The sequence below is a fragment of the Desulfobacter curvatus DSM 3379 genome (assembly GCF_000373985.1).
GTDB lineage: Bacteria > Desulfobacterota > Desulfobacteria > Desulfobacterales > Desulfobacteraceae > Desulfobacter > Desulfobacter curvatus.
The window spans coordinates 25941-46405 of sequence record NZ_KB893013.1; the positions used below are offsets into that span (position 1 = coordinate 25941).

General features: G+C 46.9%; 19 protein-coding genes, 1 tRNA gene and 1 pseudogene. 7 read left to right on the forward strand and 14 right to left on the reverse strand.

The genetic code is table 11. From position 1 onward, the window contains the following. Positions 1–34: 34 nt before the first annotated feature. The 6 genes from B147_RS0109180 to B147_RS27965 form a co-directional block, all read right to left on the reverse strand. Positions 35–1192: an MBL fold metallo-hydrolase gene (locus B147_RS0109180; RefSeq protein WP_020586920.1), complete on the reverse strand. Its 1158-nt coding sequence runs from the start codon at positions 1190–1192 to the stop codon at positions 35–37. 19 nt (positions 1193–1211) lie between these two features. After that, a complete protein-coding gene (locus tag B147_RS0109185) occupies positions 1212–2627 on the reverse strand; it encodes a hypothetical protein (RefSeq protein ID WP_020586921.1) in 1416 nt (471 codons plus the stop codon). Positions 2628–2747: 120 nt separating this feature from the next. Continuing rightward, the gene (locus B147_RS0109190; RefSeq protein ID WP_020586922.1) at positions 2748–3008 is read right to left on the reverse strand and encodes a hypothetical protein; all 261 of its coding nucleotides are present in this window, start codon (positions 3006–3008) and stop codon (positions 2748–2750) included. Then, positions 3005–3715: a FadR/GntR family transcriptional regulator gene (locus B147_RS0109195; RefSeq protein WP_020586923.1), complete on the reverse strand. Its 711-nt coding sequence runs from the start codon at positions 3713–3715 to the stop codon at positions 3005–3007. Before B147_RS0109195 ends, B147_RS0109190 begins: the two co-directional genes overlap by 4 nt. A 196-nt stretch (positions 3716–3911) precedes the next feature. Then, a complete protein-coding gene (locus tag B147_RS0109200; protein ID WP_020586924.1) occupies positions 3912–5180 on the reverse strand; it encodes a PAS domain-containing protein in 1269 nt (422 codons plus the stop codon). Positions 5181–5457: 277 nt separating this feature from the next. Continuing rightward, positions 5458–5856: a nitroreductase family protein gene (locus B147_RS27965; RefSeq protein WP_020586925.1), complete on the reverse strand. Its 399-nt coding sequence runs from the start codon at positions 5854–5856 to the stop codon at positions 5458–5460. A gap of 117 nt (positions 5857–5973) precedes the next feature. Between B147_RS27965 and B147_RS32875 the strand changes: the two genes are divergently transcribed. Both B147_RS32875 and B147_RS32880 read left to right on the forward strand, forming a co-directional pair. Further along, on the forward strand, positions 5974–6333 hold the full coding sequence (locus B147_RS32875) for a Fic family protein (RefSeq protein ID WP_245568982.1): 360 nt from the start codon (positions 5974–5976) through the stop codon (positions 6331–6333). A 25-nt stretch (positions 6334–6358) separates the two neighbouring features. Continuing rightward, positions 6359–6580: pseudogene (locus tag B147_RS32880) on the forward strand (hypothetical protein); the annotation flags it as partial. A gap of 645 nt (positions 6581–7225) precedes the next feature. Here the strand turns inward: B147_RS32880 and B147_RS0109220 are convergent. The 7 genes from B147_RS0109220 to tatA all read right to left on the reverse strand — a co-directional run bounded on the left by B147_RS0109220 (position 7226) and on the right by tatA (position 13886). Then, positions 7226–7300 (reverse strand) — tRNA-Glu (locus B147_RS0109220). Positions 7301–7410: 110 nt separating this feature from the next. Then, complete coding sequence (locus B147_RS0109225; protein WP_020586927.1) at positions 7411–7629, reverse strand: PLDc N-terminal domain-containing protein; 219 nt, start codon at positions 7627–7629, stop codon at positions 7411–7413. Between the two features lie 71 nt (positions 7630–7700). Next, complete coding sequence (locus tag B147_RS0109230; RefSeq protein WP_020586928.1) at positions 7701–8597, reverse strand: lytic murein transglycosylase; 897 nt, start codon at positions 8595–8597, stop codon at positions 7701–7703. A 234-nt stretch (positions 8598–8831) separates the two neighbouring features. Continuing rightward, on the reverse strand, positions 8832–10244 hold the full coding sequence (gene glnA, locus B147_RS0109235; protein WP_020586929.1) for a type I glutamate--ammonia ligase: 1413 nt from the start codon (positions 10242–10244) through the stop codon (positions 8832–8834). 87 nt (positions 10245–10331) lie between these two features. Beyond that, entirely contained in the window at positions 10332–10670 is a 339-nt protein-coding gene (locus tag B147_RS0109240) for a P-II family nitrogen regulator (RefSeq protein ID WP_020586930.1), read from the reverse strand. Further along, positions 10657–13290 (reverse strand): [protein-PII] uridylyltransferase, encoded by a 2634-nt coding sequence (glnD, locus tag B147_RS0109245; RefSeq protein ID WP_020586931.1) that lies wholly within the window; start codon positions 13288–13290, stop codon positions 10657–10659. The genes B147_RS0109240 and glnD overlap by 14 nt, the downstream gene beginning before the upstream one ends. A 407-nt stretch (positions 13291–13697) precedes the next feature. Further along, the gene (gene tatA, locus B147_RS0109250; protein WP_020586932.1) at positions 13698–13886 is read right to left on the reverse strand and encodes a twin-arginine translocase TatA/TatE family subunit; all 189 of its coding nucleotides are present in this window, start codon (positions 13884–13886) and stop codon (positions 13698–13700) included. 303 nt (positions 13887–14189) lie between these two features. On the opposite strand from tatA, the gene B147_RS0109255 reads away from it, so the two are divergent. After that, a complete protein-coding gene (locus B147_RS0109255; RefSeq protein ID WP_020586933.1) occupies positions 14190–15041 on the forward strand; it encodes an AAA family ATPase in 852 nt (283 codons plus the stop codon). Positions 15042–15051: 10 nt separating this feature from the next. After that, positions 15052–16245: a vWA domain-containing protein gene (locus B147_RS0109260; protein WP_020586934.1), complete on the forward strand. Its 1194-nt coding sequence runs from the start codon at positions 15052–15054 to the stop codon at positions 16243–16245. Between the two features lie 168 nt (positions 16246–16413). Here the strand turns inward: B147_RS0109260 and B147_RS0109265 are convergent, their stop codons facing one another. Beyond that, complete coding sequence (locus tag B147_RS0109265; RefSeq protein ID WP_020586935.1) at positions 16414–17220, reverse strand: TatD family hydrolase; 807 nt, start codon at positions 17218–17220, stop codon at positions 16414–16416. 244 nt (positions 17221–17464) lie between these two features. Between B147_RS0109265 and B147_RS0109270 the strand changes: the two genes are divergently transcribed. From B147_RS0109270 to B147_RS0109280, 3 genes are read left to right on the forward strand one after another with little or no spacing between them, the layout of a single operon-like run. Continuing rightward, positions 17465–18163, forward strand: coding sequence for a cell division ATP-binding protein FtsE (locus tag B147_RS0109270; RefSeq protein WP_020586936.1), 699 nt, complete (start codon positions 17465–17467; stop codon positions 18161–18163). Between the two features lie 28 nt (positions 18164–18191). Beyond that, the gene (gene ftsX / locus B147_RS0109275) at positions 18192–19067 is read left to right on the forward strand and encodes a permease-like cell division protein FtsX (RefSeq protein WP_020586937.1); all 876 of its coding nucleotides are present in this window, start codon (positions 18192–18194) and stop codon (positions 19065–19067) included. Further along, on the forward strand, positions 19034–20464 hold the full coding sequence (locus tag B147_RS0109280) for a peptidoglycan DD-metalloendopeptidase family protein (protein WP_020586938.1): 1431 nt from the start codon (positions 19034–19036) through the stop codon (positions 20462–20464). The genes ftsX and B147_RS0109280 overlap by 34 nt, the downstream gene beginning before the upstream one ends. Position 20465 lies beyond the last annotated feature (1 nt).

A 20465-nucleotide genomic window follows, 5' to 3' on the forward strand; every position in this document is an offset into this window, starting at 1 on the left:
AAGTGGTAGGCCCTGGACACAGGGTTTATACAACCTATCCGAAGGTGATAACATCTCCATTGCCAAGATAGGCTTTGTCCTTGGAACGGAACCTTGCAGACCCTTCAACGACAGGATAGCCGGCAGAAATGAATTTCTTGGCACACAGAACACCGGTGCAGTGATTGCACCCGATCCGTTCAAACCCGTAATTTCTTAAAGAGATCACAAGGTCGTCATACTTGGGGTCCCAGTCCTCAAACGGAGAGATATGAAGACCGCCGTAAATACCGTGGAACTGGTCCTTTTCATACTTCAGTTCGTTGTGCGCCGTTTCCGCAAACCGAATGATGCCCTGGTGGCAGCACCCGGTTACGGAAACAAGTCCCTTGTCTTTTACATTAAAGTAAATGGACTGTTCACCGAAAACCCGGCAGATGATGGGTACCGGAAATACATAGGTGGCCATCCCGGGTATGTGTTGATACAGGCCGTTCTTGACCACCACCAGCTTGCCGGTGTGCCCTGAATCCTTGATATATTTCTTTCCTTCGGGGTAAAAGCCTTCGGGAATATAGATGGTAATGGTGGGATCATATTTCAGGGTCACGGGCAGGCCCCAGTAATGGTCAAAATGCTCATGGGAGATAAACAGGGCTTCGATCTCCCGATTTTCCAGCATCTTGTCAATCCCTTCCCGCTTGAAGCATTCATCCATCCATTTATAGGACCAGCCGGAGTCCAGCAAAAATTTACGCGTATTGCCGGAAAGCTCTTCAACTTCCAGCAGACAGGCGTATCCGCCGGCATTTTCCGGGTTAACTGAATTTTTTGCAATGATTTCCCAGGCCTTATCCAGGTCATAAGGTATAAGATCTTTAATCTGTTGGATCCCGGCTTCATAGGAGCCCTTACCAAGGCCGGTACCGTTGCCGAAAGGCGGCCAGTTATAGGTGTACTGGTTTACCAGCAAGCCACCGGCACCTTTGATATCACCCATGAGGACATGGTTATCAAACCAACTGGTTTCTGAAATATTGGTCACCTTAACGTTTCTGCAGGTGCCGATATCGGTCATTTTTCTCTCTTTTTGGGGAAAAAGCTTTTTCCTCATTCCGGAATAGGAAAACAGTCCCATGGCAGCCAGCGCGCCAATGCCGGTGCCGGTGACCGCACCCTTTAAAAAGTCCCTGCGTTGTATATTGTCAGACATGTTGCCTTCTCCTGTTAATTCATTTAGGGATGATATCAATGGCCTGATACATTGCGGGCAGCATCATAACCACCACGGCATAGACAGCCACCCCAACAGCTAAACCGACGCCCACACCTGTCACATATTTGGGCGTCACCCGAACGTCTGCAATTCTTTCCTTCATGTCTGCATGATCCTGCGCAATCTCATCCTGGGTTTTGGGCACCATTTTCCATGCAGGCCAGTTATCCATAAACCAGTGATGGGCAAGCCAGATATTGATCAGCCATATGGTTGGAATCATGGGAAATTGCTGGGGATGAGAAAACCCTTTCTGGGTGCCCAGGAAAGAATGAGAGGTTTTGTAATAAACAATGTACAAAAGCACAGCACCCACAAGGCAGATCACCGTTCGAACGGCTACATTCACCGGCAGGCTGAATTTCTTCGGCCAATTGCCGCAATAAAAGTTGAGAAACAGGGAAGGAACCAGAAAAAAAATGGCCATTTCACCCACATGCAGCCATCTCCAGTCCGGGGCAAAATCCCGGCGGGTTCCCCTGATCGCTTCACCCCAGGTGAGTTCCTGGGCAAAATAAAGGAAAAAATGCATGGCAACGGCAATCAGGATAATCCCGAAAAAGCTGGCAATTCGTCTGGTCCAGTCGTTTTTAATCATACAAAAGGGATAGCGTTCCCAGATGGTTTCCACAAGCCAGACCACCACTGTGCAGCACATGATCCAGGAGATATGGAAGTTGCCTGAGACGGTATCGGCAAAGTCACCCCAGTAAGGCGGTGCAATGGAGGTGAAATACTGCCAGGGATGGTACAAAATGCCCATGTGGGAGTGCATGGTCACAAAATAAACCACTGTGGACATAAAAAAAGTCAGCACTAGAATGGAAAAGCCTCTGGCCGGCTGGGACAATTTTTGCCAAGGCGCACCTTCCATGGCAACCACCCAGGACGGTGAGAGCCAGGATGCAATGGCAGCAAACATGAGGATGGCCAGACAGGCATACTCAGCCGCAAAAAAGCTGGTCACACCGGGCAGTTTCTCAAGCTGTTCCGGGTTAAAATAGGCCAGCCCGAAGTTGCCCAGAAATGATTCAAAAAAACCTTTGATAAGCGCGAGCAAAATCACCACGGATATCAGGGTCAGCACAGACCCCTTGACCAGTGGATGGGTGTTCTCAAGCCACTTTCTGTTAAAGGGCCAGTAATCAAAAATATAGACCATCCAGATCATCATGACCAGCCACCACCGGCAGTACATATAGCCGACATACGGCGTGTACATGCGCATAATCCCCCGGGGATCCTGAAAAATCCACCATGTCGCGTAAAAAATCGCCAAAGTGAAAACAAGGCTGACAACAGCAGGAACCGGGCCGGCCCATCGCTTGACAAGTTTGCGTTCCTCAAGGTATCCTTCGCCAAACCTTTCCATAAAACCTCCTGTATTAATATTGTGGGTTGCGTCAGGTTCGGGCGGATCGTTTGATTGCCAGTCCTTCAATCCGCCTTTTTTTCCTGTTGTTTTCTCTTGTATTTACGATGTCATATTGCGTTATCCCCCCACACCCGGCCGCCCCAAGGCCGCCAATATGGAATCTTTTATTTTTTCTTTATCTTTCTCAGGATCAAGCCCCAGCCGCTGCGCCTCCATGGCTAACAGCTCCGGTGCCAGGTCTCCGGAAATCTCTGATGTGATGCCTGTTTGTGCAACAGGCTCATTTTGAAACGGTCCAACCCAGCTTTGGAACAGGTCCGTAGCTGTTCCTGCCATCTGCTTGAAAAAAAGCCTGCGCCGATAATTTTGAACGCTCATGCATCCTCCTTATAAAACTGAACCTGAAGGTCGGGCAGGGCATTATTTCCGATGATCCGGTTTAAATGAACGGCATAATTTCGGGTCACCTGCCTGGCTTTGGCGCAGTCTTTTTCGATCAGTGCGTTCAGTATATTGACGTGGTCCCCGAACAGTTCCTCCCTGCTTTTCTGCGTCGCCTTGAAAAAATGGTCAAACGGAATCATATCAACATCGAAGATCTCTTCCACAATACCGGACATAACGCTGTTACCCGTTCCCTTGGCAATGATCCTGAAAAAGGACAGACTTTCCAGCCATACTTTTCTATGGTCCTTGGTAAAAATACTGCGACTTAGGGCGACATTGCTTTTTTGGAGCAAATCGAGCTGGGCTGGAGACATTCGCCGGCATGCCAGTTCAACAATAATGGGGAAAAATAAAAATATGGATTCCATCTGATCTGCCATCACTTTTTCCGCAGATTTTTTTTCAGTGCCCCAATGGAGATCCAGGGTATTAAAGAAACGGGGTTTTAGAAAGGTGCCGCTGCCTTGTTTAATCTCAACCATGCCCCGGCCTTCCAGGGTATGGAGCAGACGTCTAAAGGTGTTCCGGCTGACATTGAGTTCTTCGGCAAGTTGACGCTCAGCAGGGAACCTGTCCCCCGGTTTGAGATCAAGTGACTGGACAGTCGCTTCAAGCTGTTTAAACAGATCGTTCAGCATATCGCTCCCCTTAAACCGAGATAGCATCAATATATCTGTATTGGATAGTAAAATATTAAAAATCATACTACCATGTCAACAAAATTTCGTGGGGAAATTAAGTATTGTGAAAATAACTTTATAATTGGTAGTACCAATTATAAAGTTACATAAAAAATCAGGCGTGAGCCGACGAATATAAAAAAAGAAAAAAATTTTATGAGCGGAGACTTCTGCGCCAGTTGCGAACAGCCCCATTGAGGATCTTAAACAGATCTTCAAACAGATCGGGCGGGATATCTGCAAAGCGGCCCTGTTCTGTGGCGCACAGAATCAGCACCGTTCGCAGGACAGACCGGCTGTAAAAAGGCATGGCAAAATAGGAACGAACGCCTCTGGGAACAAACAGCGCCCAGTCAATGGGTTTGATACTATCCTGGGTGTTATCCACAACAAGATAGTCCAGGGAATACCGGTTGATATCTTCGGCAATGGTGCCTTTATAGGAATAACTCTCCGACATCTGCATCCCCTCGAACGGTGCACCTGCACCATAAACCGTTACGCTGTTTTTGCGTACATGCACATCTGAAAACAGAATCCCTTCAAAGTGTCCTGCGGCCAGGGGGCTGTCAAGACAGATTTCCATAATCCGGTAAATGTCCACAAGCCCATGGATTTTGTTTTCCAGCGACTTGATATGTCGCTCTTTTGAACCTGATACTGTTTTGCCCCCGGCACTGCTGGTCTTGGGATTCTGAAGGGATACCCGGATAATCTGGTGTTCTTTATGGACCAGATACCGGACAATAGCCCTGGACTGAACCCGTTTTTTTCCGTCAGCCGACCCCAAAATGATGTTACCGGTCCACGTTCTGGACAGCGGCAGATTTTTTAAGATATCCGACACGGTTTGCCGGGTGTTTCCGGCATAAAAAGAATCCAAGGAGAGCTTGCCGAAATCTATCTCCTGGATGCCGAACATCAGTTTGGCACTCGGATTGGCGCAGAGGAGTTCCTGCCTGTCGTATCCAAACAAAAACACCGGATTGTTAATATCTTCAATCATTAATTTAAGTTCCAGATCAATGCCCAGAATCCCTTTGATCACGGCCACGGTATCATCCACATTCAAAAGATAGCCGTAGTAATACCCCGGGTCCTGCCGGTTAACGGCACCGGTGAGCTTAAGCCATGAAATCCGTCCGTTGCTGTTTTTTACCCGGAACACGGAAGCCGCCACCTTTCCCTCTTTGACCATATCCATAAAGGTCTCAAGGACGTGCCGGTCTTCGGGTAGAATGTTGGCATTACGGTAGGCAATATTTTTTAAAAAAAGTGCACCGTCAATCCCCGGTGCGACATTTATATTTTTATTGAGGAACTCAATACGGGCTTTTCGGATCTCTATTCGCCATAAAAGGGCGGGGAAATCATTGATAAAACTATACAGATCATCCACCGGAATTGTCAGTAGTCGTGTCAAAAGTACGCCTCCTGAAGCATTGCATTTTAAACCTGTTTACGGTCGTTTGTCGTCGTTATCCTCCGGGTTCTAAGTAAGAGGTGGAAAACCCGGACACAGACGTCGGTGTATTCAAAGATCAATAGGTTTAAACATACCTTTTTTTAAAGAGATTTCATAGCGGCAACGCAATGTCATCAAACTCGTTTTCAATGACAATTATCGTAATGAACAAAAAATCAGAAATAAAGATATTCCTTTCTGGGTCCCCATTGTCAGGAGGATTGTTTTTATCTGGTCACCGTTTTTTTACTTTTCCCACAGGGGCAAGATAGGTTTCAAGCGCATGACGACACCCGGCAGAAGGAACATTTCTGTATGCATGGCCGTGAAATCTTTTTCCCCTGACGCCCTGGGTACACCACAGCAGGTATGCCAGTTCTTCCAAAGTAAGGCTTTGATTCAAATAGACCCGGTGGCTCTTTCTGTTGCCTATGGCATGTGTGAGATCTGTCCGGGGAATCATATGCCATTCATCAGGGCCGGGAAGATCCGTTAAGGTTGCTCCCTCAGGGTATGGTTTTTCAATGGGCGGGACTGGAGCGCCTTGGTTTTGATCAGTAAAATTGAAAGCAATTGTTTTACGGATACTGTCTTTAAGAAAGTATCGATACGTTTTGAATTTGTCATCCTTCATAATTTACCCCCCGAAAAATTGGTTTTGAAGTAATGTACCTAATGATTTATCCGTAGGTTACAGCATCCGTTTCTGATTTCATATTTAAACATAATTCAGAACCGGCTTTTGGGAATTGTGAAATGCATCAAAAAAAGAATCTCGGTGTTAAGATACCTAGGCGATAATGAAATTTTGAATTATCGGAAAGCAATGTGGCATGCTGTTGAATTATTAAAAGACTTGCCTTTGTGTCAACGTGTTATTAAAGGTGCTCACCAGACCCTGCTTCAAGGCGTCAGGGGGCAAAGCAAATCCCCAGGTGAATATAGGCGGGTTCCTAACTGGATCGGACCGCCCGGCTGTCTCATGGAAGATGCTAAATTTATCCCGATATCTGCGGATAAACTGGATGAAGCAATGGGAAAATGGGAAAAGTACATTCATGAAGAAACCGGATTTGCTTGTCCAGTTGGCCGTTGTTCACGCCTAACTTGAAGCGCTTCATCCCTTTTTAGATGGAAACGGAAGGTTGGGGCGGATGTGCGCTCCCTTGTTCCTGCACAAGGTCGGTTTAATTCAATCCCCGATGTTCTATATAACGGCCACGGGCCGTCCTTGGTCTATCTACACCCAGGCTTCGGCCCACAACAAAGATAGAAAGAATCCAGTTAGTTGCTGGAGACTTTCATATAAAGCGCATACTTTGAAAAAAACCGAGATGAATATTATGGAAAAGTGTTAGCCATTTCAAGGGATAATGATTGGACCGGCTGGTGCGCTTTTTTTTCTTAAAGCAATCAAAATTCAGGCCATTGAAAATCAGGCAAAAGCGACTAAGATCCTATCCCTTTATGAATTCAAAAAAAATCAAACGGTAGACCTTACGCATTCACGCTTTGGATTTTATTTTTTCAAGACCAATTTTTAAATCAACGGACTTTGCTGGTTTGGATGAGATACCGGCCCCTACGGCAAAACGGATTCTCGCCACTCTCAGGGATAATGGCTTTTTTACAGTACTGCGAGAGCCTAGTGGCAGAACACCTGCCATTTATGCATTCACGGAATTAATTAATATTGCTGATGGCAAAGATATTCTTTGAGGATCATGTATGATCCTCAAACCAAACTTATCCCTGATCATATACCTATAAAGCCGACAATGGGCGTGTTGACAGCGAAAAAGGCCACCTCATTCTTGTGGTGGTTGAATGCCAGGGAACTCACCCCATTTTGGTGGTGAGCGTTCGTGTCTTATCCAGAATGCAATACAAGGTGAGGGGAGCATGTGGAAAATAATCCAAAATGGGGGTTGGTGTGGGGAAGATTATTTCCAGGCATAAAAAAAGGCACTTACATTTAACTGTAACCACCTGTTTTTATTTAGTGGTGATCCCACCGGGAATCGAACCCGGGTTTCCGGCGTGAGAGGCCAGCGTCCTGACCGCTAGACGATGGGACCACATATCATTAAGGGTGTCTTTTATAGTAGTCCGGTTTAAAAGTCAATACAAATCAAAGTATCTTGGGCTATAGCGTTCCCATGAGCTTAACACCTTTTGTCCATTGAAATTACTTTGAATCAAAGTTTTTACGGGTGCCCTTCTTAGCGCCCAGGGCAAAATAAAAAAGCCAGCCGATGACCGGAACGATGGCCACAAGATGCCAGACAAATTTTTCTTTTGGTGTCGAAAAATCTTTTTTCAGCAGGTCGATCAATGCAAGCATGGTCAAGACAAAAGATAGGCCGACAATGAGAAGTACATATAAAATAAGTTCGTTGGGTGTCATTTAATTTTTCCGATGTTTTTTAAACCAACTGATATTGGCTTTACGTTGTGTTGCGAGTCAAACATTTACCGTTATTTCAACTTGTCTGAAATCTTGAGCAGTGCATCCACATAATAGTTTGAATGGTTATATTGGAACAGGACTTCGTGCTGGCGCTGACGGCTGAGGCCCGACTTCCAGCCGTAGTGTTTTAGATAATTGGCTACGGAAAAAATGGCGTCATCATGGTCAAACAAATCCACCCGCCCGTCCTTATTGCCGTCCTTTGCCAGTGTCAGCGCATTGGAGGGCATGAACTGAGGGATACCCATGGCACCGGCGTAAGACCCTTTAATGGCAACAGGATCAATTCCTTCACGATCAGCATAGCGGATCAACGCCTTAAGCTCCTCATATCCCCATCTGCTCTTCTGATCCACCTTTTTGTCAAAAATGGCACGCCCAGGTTTTTTATTATCTGATATAGCATGCCAAACCCTTTCGGCAAGCGCTTGGTCCGTAAGTGCCGCCATGGTAGACAGGGTGTTTATCACCGTGCGATTGCCAAGGTATGTGCCCAAGCGGGTTTCCACCATAAGGATGGCTGTAATTATGGTTTTGTCCACGGAAAATTCTTCCTGGGCTTTATCCAGGCTTTCCTTATACGTGACCATATACTTTTGGGCATTGACTATGGATTTCGGAGAAGAAAACTGGTCATAGTTAAGGCTGGATTCCGAATGGATAAAAAACAGAGAAACATCCCCGGGATCAAAGAAAACCGCTTTATTGTCAAACAGGGCTTTGATTTTTTCCGGATCAAACCCGTCCTTGACAAGCCGTTGGGTAAGGCGATAAAGATCATTTGTCTCACCGGAAACATCCGGCACATCAGCCTGCTGGGCATAGCAAAAATTAACAGAAAAACAGATGATCAACAACACAACAACGCTCAGGATGAATTTAGGGGAAGATTGGGAATTTTTCATATTTGCGGCATCTGCTCCCTTGCTGTAATAGTTTGAGGCAGGATATTTTTCCTGTTCCAGGGCCCATTTTGCTGCCGTTTATATAGCGTATTTTGTTTTTGATTGCATTAAAAAAAAGTGCCGACATCAGAACGCATCACAGGCATACACATATAACAAAAAAAACGGGCCCGGGAAACAGCCAAGGCTTCCCGGGCCCGTTTGTCAGGTCAATCCCAACAAAAGGCTGGTTTTTTAAATGTCAAAGTACAGATAGAACTCATGGGGATGCGGACGGCTGATAACCGGTTTAACTTCGTTTTCCATTTTGTAGTCAATCCAGTAGTCAATAACGTCCTTGGTGAAAACATCACCCTTGAGCAGGAACTCATTGTCTGCTTTAAGGGCTTCAAGGGCTTCTTCAAGGCAACCCGGTGCGGACGGAATAGCAGCCAGTTCTTCGGCCGGCAGATCATAGATGTTTTTATCCATGGGATCGCCCGGATCAATTTTGTTCTGGATACCATCAAGCATGGCCATGGCAATGGCGGAGAAAGCCATATAACCGTTGGCGCTGGGATCAGGTGTACGGAACTCAAGGCGTTTGGCCTTGGGAGATCCGGAGTACATGGGCAGACGGATGGCCGCAGAACGGTTCCGGCTGGAGTAAGCCAGCTTAATCGGCGCTTCAAAACCGGGCACCAGACGTTTGTAGGAGTTGGTGGTGGGGTTGGTCAGGGCGCACAGAGCCTTGCAGTGTTTCATGATGCCGCCGATGGCCCACAGGGCATTGTCGGACATACCGGCATATTTGTTGCCGGCAAATGTAGGATCGCCGTCTTTCCAGAAGCTCATGTGGGTGTGCATACCGGTACCATTGTCACCATAGAGGGGTTTGGGCATAAAGGTAACGCAATGTCCGTATTTTGCAGCCACATTTCTCAATACATATTTAAACCAGGCAAGCTTGTCACCCATGTTCAGCAGGGAGTCAAACCGAAGGTCAATCTCAGACTGTCCGGCGGAAGCAACCTCATGATGCTGGCATTCCATATCAATACCCAGATCCTGCAGGGTCAGCATCATCTCCGTTCTCATGTCCTGATAGGTGTCTGCGGGAGGCAGTGGGAAATAACCGTGTTTCGGTTTAATTTTGTATCCCAGGTTGGGTTCGGAACCGTCACCGGTGTTCCAGTGTGCTTCCGGGGAATCAATTTCAAAAAAGGAAGCCTGGGGATCTGAAGAGTAACGGATGTTGGAAAAGATGAAGAACTCGGGCTCTGGGCCTACAAAAATTGTGTCGCCGATGCCGGTGCTTTTGATATAGGCTTCAGTTCTTTTGGCAATACCGCGGGGATCTCTGGAGTACCCTTCGCCGGTGATGGGGTCATGGATGTTACCGAGAACAACCAGGGTGGGCACTTTAAAAAACGGATCAATTTTTGCCGTACCTGCCTCAGGGATTACATTCATGTCGGAGTTATCAATGTTCTGCCATGCTCTCATGGAAGAACCGTCAAATCCGAACCCATCTTCAAAGGAAGCTTCAGTCAGCTCTGATACAGGCACACTAAAATGTTGCCAAGTACCGATGAAGTCCATGTAGCGGATATCAACGACTTTAACGTCATTTTCTTTTGCCATTGCCAATACTTCTTTTGGTGTCATTTTTTTACCTTTCTATCTAATAAAGTTATTATGGGTTTACCCTAAGTTTTTGGGTTTGAAATAATGGGCGTAAAAACACCTTAAGCGCTAAATTGCATCATCTCCGCTTTCACCGGTTCTGACCCGGATAGCCCCTTCAACCGGTAACACAAAAATCTTACCGTCACCGATTTTACCACTATTTGTCGCAGACCGGATAGTTTCCACGGTTTCGTCAAGTCGGTCATCGGTCACAACAATTTCAAGCTTTATTTTCGGAACAAAATCTACAACATATTCCGCGCCGCGGTAGATCTCTTTGTGCCCTTTCTGCCGGCCATATCCATTAACTTCTGTAACGGTCATGCCGTAGATGCCGATTTCACTCAAAGCCTCTTTGACATCATCCAGCTTAAAGGGTTTAATAATTGCCTCAATTTTTTTCATTCATGACCTCCTTTGACTGTATCTGTGGAAGACGGTTAATAATAGCATTTTTTATCTGATTCAATTTTTCTTCTGATTCTATTTTCTGGTCTCCTTCAATATTCCGGACATAAAAAACGTCAATCACCTGGTCCACCTTGGTGGCGACCATGGCAACATTAACGTTGATGCCGGCCCGGTATAAGGTATTGGTAATGGCAAACAGGAGCCCTGGAAAATCATAGGTTAAGACTTCAATAATCGTAAAAAAACTGGATGTTTCATTGTCTATGCGGACCTGGTTGTCTTCGGGCCTGCTGCCGCTGGATATGATCACTTCCGTTGGAATCTTCTCAAGGACATTATCCAGGTAGTGATCATCTTCAAGGGCCATGCTTAAATCCTGCCCGGCTTTTTCCCATTTCTCCTTTTCAAAAAGTCTGTCCTGGGGGGGACGGACATTAAAAATGTCCAAAAAATGGCTATCCCCCAGAAAATAGGCTTGGGAGCCGACAATATCAATATTATTCTGGAAAAAAACCCCGGCAAGCTTGGAGTAGAATCCGGGCTTATCCTTGCCGCAAATGGAAACGGTTCTCATATCCGACTCATTTTCCTTTGTGATCTGCCAGATATATTCCCGGTCTCCCAGGTTTCTGAAGAGATTTATATGGTCCACGATGTTCTGGGGCGGCACATAAAGCAGATAGCGCCGGGACATGGCGGACAACTGCCGGGTAACCTCTTCTTCCCGCCAGCTTTCCCGCAACAGGGCCAGGACATCTTTTTTCTTTTTTTCAATAAGGCGCTGGGTTTTCTTGGACGCCAGTTCCCCTGTTTTGATGACACCCATGGTCTTGAAAAACAGGTCCTTAATCAAATTTTCCGTCCAGTCGTTCCAGGCCTTGGGTCCGGTGGCTTTGGAATCTGCCACAGTGATCAGAAAAAGCATTCGCAATAACCGGATTTTTCCGATTTTATGCGCTGTGTAAACGGCTGTTTCCTCATCAAAAATATCTCGACGGGTGGCGGTTTTTGCCAGAAACAAATGGTTTTTGATGAGGAAAAGAACATCTTCTTTTTCCACAGGGCTGAATCCGAGGCGTTCCACAATAGGTCCGGCTATTCTGGCACCTCTGCGGGAGTGCTCCTTGGCAGGGTCTGCTTTACCGATGTCATGGAGAAGGCCCGCCACAAGCAAAACATTTTTATTCCTTATTTCCTTGAACACGGAGTTATAAAGGGTTCCCATCATGGTATCCCCGGGATCCTTAAAGCTGTTGAGGATCTCTACACAGCGGATGGAGTGTTTGTCCACGGGGAACAGGTGGTACTGATTATACTGAATTTTGTGCACCAGAGACGTAAATTCCGGAATGAACTGTGCCAGGATACCGGTGGAAAGCATGACATTAAGCACGTTGAACTTCCAGACCGACATGCCCAGAATCCGCTTGAAAATCTTGACACATGCCGGATCCGTGCGAATCTCATCATCCACAAGGTGACGGAATTCCGATGCGATCCGTCTGGCTTCAATGGACAGGGGTATACGAGTCTGACCACTTTCAAGAAAAATGCGAAGCAGTAAATCAGGGTGCTGGATAATTGTAACCGTATTGGCAAAACAAAGCCGGCGTTTTTTTATAACCAGACCTTCGGTCTTGGTGGGCCGTGGGCCAACCGCTTCTTTTTTAACCCGGCAGGTGGATACGATATCTTCAAATGTGATCTGGTAAATCTGCTTTAAAAAATCCATTTTTTCATGCAGTTCACCGAGGAAGACCTCCACCTGAGGCGAGCCCGAGGAATCCACATAATCCATCAAGCCGGCCACTTCTGCCTGGTGTTCAAAATGCAGGGTATCGTTTTTGCGGTGACTGATATGATGCAGACGGTTGCGCACATCCCAAATATAGGTTAACGCATCTTCCAGGTTGTCGTATTCAAAATGGGAAAGAAACCCGTAATATTCCAGATCCCGGCGGGTCTTGATATTGGATTTAATTTTAGCATACCACAGCAGGGTGTGATAATCCCGAAGGCCCCCAAATCCTGATTTCAAATCAGGGGAAACCAGATAGGAGGAGTCGCCAAAATCCTCCAGACGCTTTTCTCCGTTTTCGTACAAATAATTCAGCGTGGGCTTTAAGTGCTTTGCGGCGAGCTGCTGCCGAAATTTTTCCATGAATTCGGAATAGATCAGGGAAGCGCCGCATATAAACCTGGCATCAAGCACCGTGGTCAGGATATCAAAACGCTCAAAAGACATTTTAATACATTCATTAATGCTCCGAACTGCATACCCGACTTCAAACCTGGCGTCCCATAGAGGATACAAAAGCTCCTGGACAAAGGACTCCACATCCGGCGGAATAACTTTATCAAAAAGAATGAGCAGATCAATATCCGAATGAATACACTGTTCTTTCCTTCCGTATCCCCCCAGGGCAATGATGGCAAAAGGACTGCCCGAGATAACCATTTTCCTAGCGGCAATACTCTTTTCAAACACGCGATAAAAGTATTCATCAAGACGAGTAGTCATCTTTTCCAAGAAATTCGTTGCTTGTCCCTGGAGGTACTGATCTATCAGCTCTTGCTTCTGTTCAATTAATAGTTTGGCTTCAGGACTGTCCATGTCTGTTTCGTATCTCTATTTTGACTTTATTAATTGATGTCCTTTTTCTTTCCGACAACACATCTCATACACCTGACCCAATACCCTAAAATACTTCCCATTACTGCTTCCAGCCACTTGCACTTGTGATAGACTGCAATGGATGTGCCAGCCTTTTATTTTCAACAAGTTATAATGTGTATATACGGCCGAGCCCTACAAATCAACGAAAAGAATAGAACTTATTACAGTAATGTCTATTCCAAAGGGCGGTATATTACTTTTTTGTAACTCCCACCGGATAAGGGTCTAAAAACCAACAGGCGGGTATATGATATGCCAACTTTCTGAAAAAGCATGAATAATCAGCCAGGCACATGGTTGTGCTTGGCTGTTGAATTATGGAAAGAAGCGGCGAATAAACGCCATTAATCTTTATCTATTTTTTCGGGTTCCTTTTCTTTGTCGTCATCAATGGGCTCTTTTGTTGCCTTCTTGAAATTTTTAATGCCCTTTCCTAAACCGGCACCGATTTCAGGCAACTTACCCGCGCCGAATATAATAAGGATAATCACCAGAATTATTATCAATTCCGGCATTCCTAGACCACCAATCATGATTCAAGCTCCTCGTTTTGTTCATGGCGTTACTGCAAAATTCATCAAATCAGGTGATTAGCATTTAACCTGTACGAAGTCAATCATTAAGGATTCATGCCGCCACATCATGGCATCACAATTTTGTAAGAAACCAGTTGTATTTCATGATATTAGGATCATACTGCGGCATTTCGCGTCTTCCCCCAATTCACAAAATTTTGATGGACCCAGGGATTAACCATTGACTATAAAAACTAAGCCTGTTACCCAAAACGGATTACGCTTACGCCTTTTCAACAAATTCGACATAACGGAGACCCAATGACAAAACATCAAGACGCACGGTTCCAGGGGGCCCAAAAATATGTACTTGACCCCGAACTTGCATCCATTGTCAACATATCCATGACCCTTGAAATGCCCCTGCTCTTAAAAGGGGAGCCCGGTACGGGCAAAACCATGCTGGCCCATGCCATTGCCGACACCCTGGGCATGCAGCTGATTATCCTCAACGTCAAATCCAGCATGAAACTAGTGGAGGCGCTCTACCAGTACGACACCCTTACCCGCCTCAATGATTCCCGGTTCGGTGACTCCACCAGGGATGTCAGCAATATTGACGAATACATAAAGATGGGAAAAATCGGCCAGGCATTCTGCGCAGAAAAGCGCACCGTACTGCTCATTGATGAAATTGACAAGGCAGATACGGATTTCCAGGATGACATGCTTGATGTCCTGGACCAGATGCAATTTGATATTATAGAAACCGATAAAACCATATCCGCCGTCCACAGACCTGTAATCATCATAACATCCAATGCAAAAAAAGACTTGTCCGATCCCTTTCTCGGACGGTGCAATTTCCACCACATTGCCTTTCCCGAACCCAAAATGATGCGCAAAATTATCCAAGTCCACTTCCCGGAGATTGATTTAAAACTGGCGGAAAATGCCATCAACGCATTCTATGCGGCCAGAAACATTGACGGAATAGAAAAAAAGCCCGCCACCCGGGAACTGATCAACTGGATACGGGCCCTCCAGGCAGACCCCGACTTCAGGGCCCAGGACCTTCTCAAGGGCGGCCTGCCGTTTTTAGGCGTCATGTTTAAAAAAAGCCCGGACTATGAACGGGCCAAACACATGACCGGCCGGCCCAAACGGTTCTAAGGACCTATCCATGTTTCTCAAATTCTTCTATACATTAAAGGATGTGGGCGTGCCGGTTTCCCCCACATCTTTTTTAACCCTGCAAAAAGCACTTTACCAGGGTCTGATCACCAGTCTGGACGATTTTTATACCTGCGCCCGGGCTGTGCTGGTAAAAAGTGAGCGTTACTTTGATCTTTATGATCAGGTGTTTGCCTATTACTTTGACGGGGTGCCCCTGCCCGAGGACGAGGGATTTGAAATTGACCAGATGGCACAGGCCATGCTGGATGAATGGCTGAAAAATCCCAAAACAATGGCCGACGCCCTGAACGTGGATGAAAACGCCTTAAAAAAACTTACCCCCGATGAGCTCATAGACTATTTCAAAAAACGGCTCCAGGACCAGGACGGGCGCCATGACGGCGGAAGTAAGTGGATCGGCACCGGCGGCATCTCTCCTGTGGGCCATTCCGGGTATCATCCCGGCGGCATGCGTGTGGGAGGAGTTTCCCGGAACAAATCTGCGGTAAAAGTGGCCAATGAACGCAGATACAAAGATTATTCCACCCGGGGCCCCCTGACCCAGGCCAAAATCGGCGAGGCCTTGAAACGGCTGCGTAACATGATTCCGACCGGCCCAAAGGATGTGATCAATGTGGACGAAACCATCCGGGCGACCCTTCGCAACGGCGGGGAAATAGAATTGATTTTTAACAGGGCCATGCGGGACAGGCTCAAGGTCATCCTTGCCATTGATAACGGCGGATGGTCCATGGATCCCCATATCCAGGTGGTCCAGACCCTGTTCAATTACGCCCGGGCCCAGTTCAAGGAAGTGAAAACCTACTTTTTCCACAACACCATTTATGATTATGTCTGGGAAGACCCGTCTCGATACAAGAAACCCCAAAAAATAATGGATTTTGCCCGGCTGGACCCGGAAACCAGACTCATTATTGTTGGGGATGCCAGCATGGCGCCCTATGAACTCATGGCACATAACGGGGCTATCCATATTCTGGATCGCAGCGGACGCCCCAGCATTGAACAGCTCAACTTCCTGGCACAAACCTTTAAGAATGCTGTCTGGCTTAACCCGGTTCCACAACTCATGTGGCACTATACCCACACCATCATGGCTATTTCACAAATTTTTCCCATGTATGAACTGTCCCTGGATGGGCTGGAGAAGGCAGTCACAAAACTAATGGAAAAAGCATAACTTGTTTGGGCGAGAAGTCACCCATCTGCGGCGTTGCATAAAAATTTGCAATCCTCACATACTTTAGTATGCTCCGGTTACAAATTTTTCTGCGCCTTGCATTTGGGCAACTTTGTGGGCATGCGCCCCTCTGACGAGCCGCCCAAACACTAAACGCTTGAGCAGACTTTATCTATCCGGCCAGGCCGGATCGGCAGGAATATTGTAGAGATCCAGGGTATTTTTAAATACTGCAGCGGCCAGCTGGTCCGGGTCTTCTTTGCGTACCTGGGCAAGACATTCCATCACGGAGCGGACAAAAGCAGGTTCATTGCGCCGGTGTTTGTTTTTCTGGGGTTTAGGTGTCAGATAAGGGGCATCGGTCTCTATGAGCAACCGATCTTTAGGTACCAAAGGGACGATACTGCGCAGGTACTCACCCCGCTGGAGAATGGTAAGAATTCCTGTAATGCCGATGTAATACCCAAGGTCAAGGTATTTAAACATTTCCTCTTTTGTACCGGAAAAACAGTGAACCACCCCTTTTCTGGATTTGGGGCCGTCGGATTTCAAGATCTCATAAAACCGCCCTTTGGAATCGCGTTCATGGAAGATCAGCGGCAGGTCCAGCTTCCCGGCCAGGGCAAGTTGGGCCGAAAAACAGGCTTCCTGGTCTTCCCGGGGGGAAAACATACGGTTGAAGTCCAATCCGGTTTCCCCCCAGGCCTTGATGCAGTCATGGGTCAGGACCAGTTGCCGAAGCTCATTAAGCACCTGGGCAGAACACTGAACCGCATCATGGGGGTGAATCCCCACAGACGTGTAAACATGATCGAACCGGGATGCGATATCTATGGCCTTTTGGGAGGTGGCCCTGTCAATTCCGACCACCATCACGGCCAGCACCCCTTCCCGGCGCGCCCTTTCCATGACCTGGGCCCGGTCATTATCGTAGCATTTATCGTCAATATGGCAATGGGAGTCAAAAAGAATCATTTATCTATTCCTATGTTTTTTCCCTTTTCTATTCCTGGAAAGCAAGGACAAACTTCCGTTTGCAGCAAAACAACCAGGCCGTCAAAATTTTAAGCCTCCACTGATTTGGAAGAAGCCGATTTACGGGTTCAGTGAAGGCTTTGTGTAAGAAAAACTGTTTGCAGCACTCCTTGACACAGGCGGTTTATATCAGTAAATTCAATGTCAGTCAATTATTCCTAAAAGACCACAAGGCAAATCTTATATGAGGGCGAACAGCGGCAAAGCCAATATTATCAGGCTGTTTAATGTGACCAAGCGTTATGGCGGCAAGCTGGCGCTAAACAACATCACCCTTGATATTGCGCCCGGTGAATTCATTTTTATCTCCGGGCCTTCCGGGGCCGGCAAATCCACATTGCTCAAGGTGTTATACCTGGCCGAACGGGTGTCCGAAGGACAAATCCTCATTGACGGCATGAATCTGGCACGCATTTCATCCGCAAAACTGCCCTTTTTACGGCGTCGTTTCGGCATGGTGTTTCAGGATTTCAAGCTGATCCCCGGCCGCACAGTGTTTGAAAATGTCGCCCTGGTTCTCAGGGTTGCAGGAGAAAAACCGTCCTATATAAAAAAAAAGGTGATGCACGTGCTCAGGGTCACGGGCATGGAGAAAAAGGCCAATCACCTGCCGCCGACTCTGTCGGGCGGAGAACAGCAACGGGTCGCCGTGGCAAGGGCGGTGGTGGGAGAACCATCCATTATCCTTGCAGATGAACCCACGGGCAGTCTGGACAGTGAATCGGCCCAGCGTGTGCTTGATCTGCTTTTGGGATACCATCAAAACGGGGCCACCATTCTCATGGCCAGCCATAACATGGCGCAGATGAACTATTTTAGCAGAGGAAGAAATGTAGCGTTAGAAGACGGGGCGCTTAAAGGGATATCAACCATTCTATGCTGAAAAAACTCCAAAAAAATGCGATTGCGATATGATGCGATTTTCCAGTAAAGCCTTGACGGATATCCGGTCCAACCGGTTTTTAAACATAATCACCATCATAACCATCGCCCTTTCTATCCTTCTGGTATCGGTTTTCATGCTTTTTTTCGAAAATGCAAGCCGGGTTCTTTCTGCCTGGAATCAGGGTGGGCGCGCCATGATTTACCTAAGCGAATCTTTCACCCCTGCTATGCTGCCCCATGTAAAAGAACAGCTTATGTCCATGGGCGGCATTGAGAAAACGGTATTCATACCCAAAACCCAGGCTCTGGAACGGCTGAAACAAGGAATGGGTGCCAAAACCCAATTTCTGTCGACCCTTCAGGAGAATCCGCTTCCCGACGCCATTGAAATCACCATGACCGACCATTCAAGCTTTGATCAGATTCAAAAAACAGCCGAGCGGCTTGAGGCCTTGGACATTGTAGACTCGGTTGAATATGGGCAGGGATGGCTGGGCCGTTTTTTCAAACTGTTCAATCTTTTCAAAATGACCGGCTATACCATGAGCGGTCTGTTTTTATTGATCGCCCTGTTCATCACGGCCAACACCGTGCGCCTGGCCTTTTATGCAAGGCAGACTGAAGTGGAAATCATGCGCCTGGTGGGCGCTACTGACGGGTTCATCAAAACGCCTTTTTATATTGAAGGGCTCCTCCAGGGCTTTTTAGGCGGCGTTTTAGGTATAATCATTCTTCTATCAGGCTACCTGACATTATCTTCCGGCATTTCCCAGAACCTGAGTTCCTATGTTTATCTGGATATTCATTTTCTTTCCTGGCCGGCCATGGCAATCATTTTATTTTCCAGCACCTTTTTAGGTTGGTTCGGATGTTTCATTTCACTGAAGCAGATTTTAAAATAAAACCTTTCGCTTTTGCCTGTATTACGGCTGTTGCCGTTATTTTGGGCCTGGTAGATTTGTGTTACGCACAGGTCCTGTACAAGGGCAAAATTAATGCAGCTAAGCTCAATGTCCGGGCAGCGCCCGATAACCTGTCCCCGGTGGTGGTGATTCTCAATAAAGGCGAACGGGTTGATGTTCTGGAAATGAACAGCGGAGTCGGCGGCTGGTTGAGGATTGAATACCAAGGCATACAAGGATATATTAGAAACCGTAGCCGCTATATTCTTTTAAAACCAGTGTCTTCGCATCCAAAACGAAAACCGCCTCCCCAAAAAACTTCCAGGGAAAATCAATCCGAACAGGCGGCCATTGAAAAAAAAATCCGGGAAGAGAGCCAAAAAGTCAAAAAATTCTCCTACCAGGAGATGCAGATTCTTGACGGACTTAACCAAATTGACATGGCCCTAAACCGGGCCCGGCTGACAGCCCGAAATTTAAGGCAAGATGCTATTGTTATTTCCCAGGAAATTGAAAAAACCCAGGCGCGCATTGCAGACCTGAAAGAATCAATGAAAGCCGCACGGGACTATGCTGGTAAACGCCTGAATGCCCTTTTCCGCATGCAGATGATGGGACGTCTTGAAATGGCCGGCCCCTCGTCGTCTTTGTTCAATTTTGTCATCACCCAGAACGCGCTTAAAAAAGTCGTAGAATCGGATTTTTCCCTGCTGGAAAAGCAGGCCCGGAACATGAAGGCACTTGAGGCTCTTGAACAGGACTTGAACAGTCAGCACAAGCTGAAATCAGATCTACAGGAACAATTGGCCTATGAAATTAAAATCCGTAAAAACGAAGCCCGTAAAAAGGAAGAAATCCTTAAAGAGATCAGACGCCGCAAGAGCCTGGCCATGGCCGCAAAAGACTCCCTTGAAGTATCGTCCCGGGCCTTGAACCAGACCCTATCCGCCATCACGCCGGCGGCCGGTTTCCCACGGATGAAAACCTCCTTTGCCGGCCAGAAAGGTCGACTGCAGCCGCCGGTAAAAGGTGAAATTATTTCAAGTTTCGGCACCAAACGCAAAGGCGATTACAACGCCTTCACATTTCAAAGCGGAATTGATATAAAGGCGGAACGGGGTACGCCCGTAAAAAACGTTTTCAGCGGCGAGGTCATATTTGCCCAGTGGCTGAAAGGCTACGGTAACCTGATGATCATCAATCATGGAAACAACTATTATACCCTTTACGCCCATGTGGAAGAGCTGTACAAGAAAAAGGGCGAGCAGGTCGACACTGGAGAAATCATCGGCACGGCAGGAGATACCGGCTCCATCAAAGGACCGTGCCTTCATTTTGAGGTCCGTCACCACGGCAAACCCGTCGATCCCCTCAAATGGCTGAAAAAAGGAGCATGAC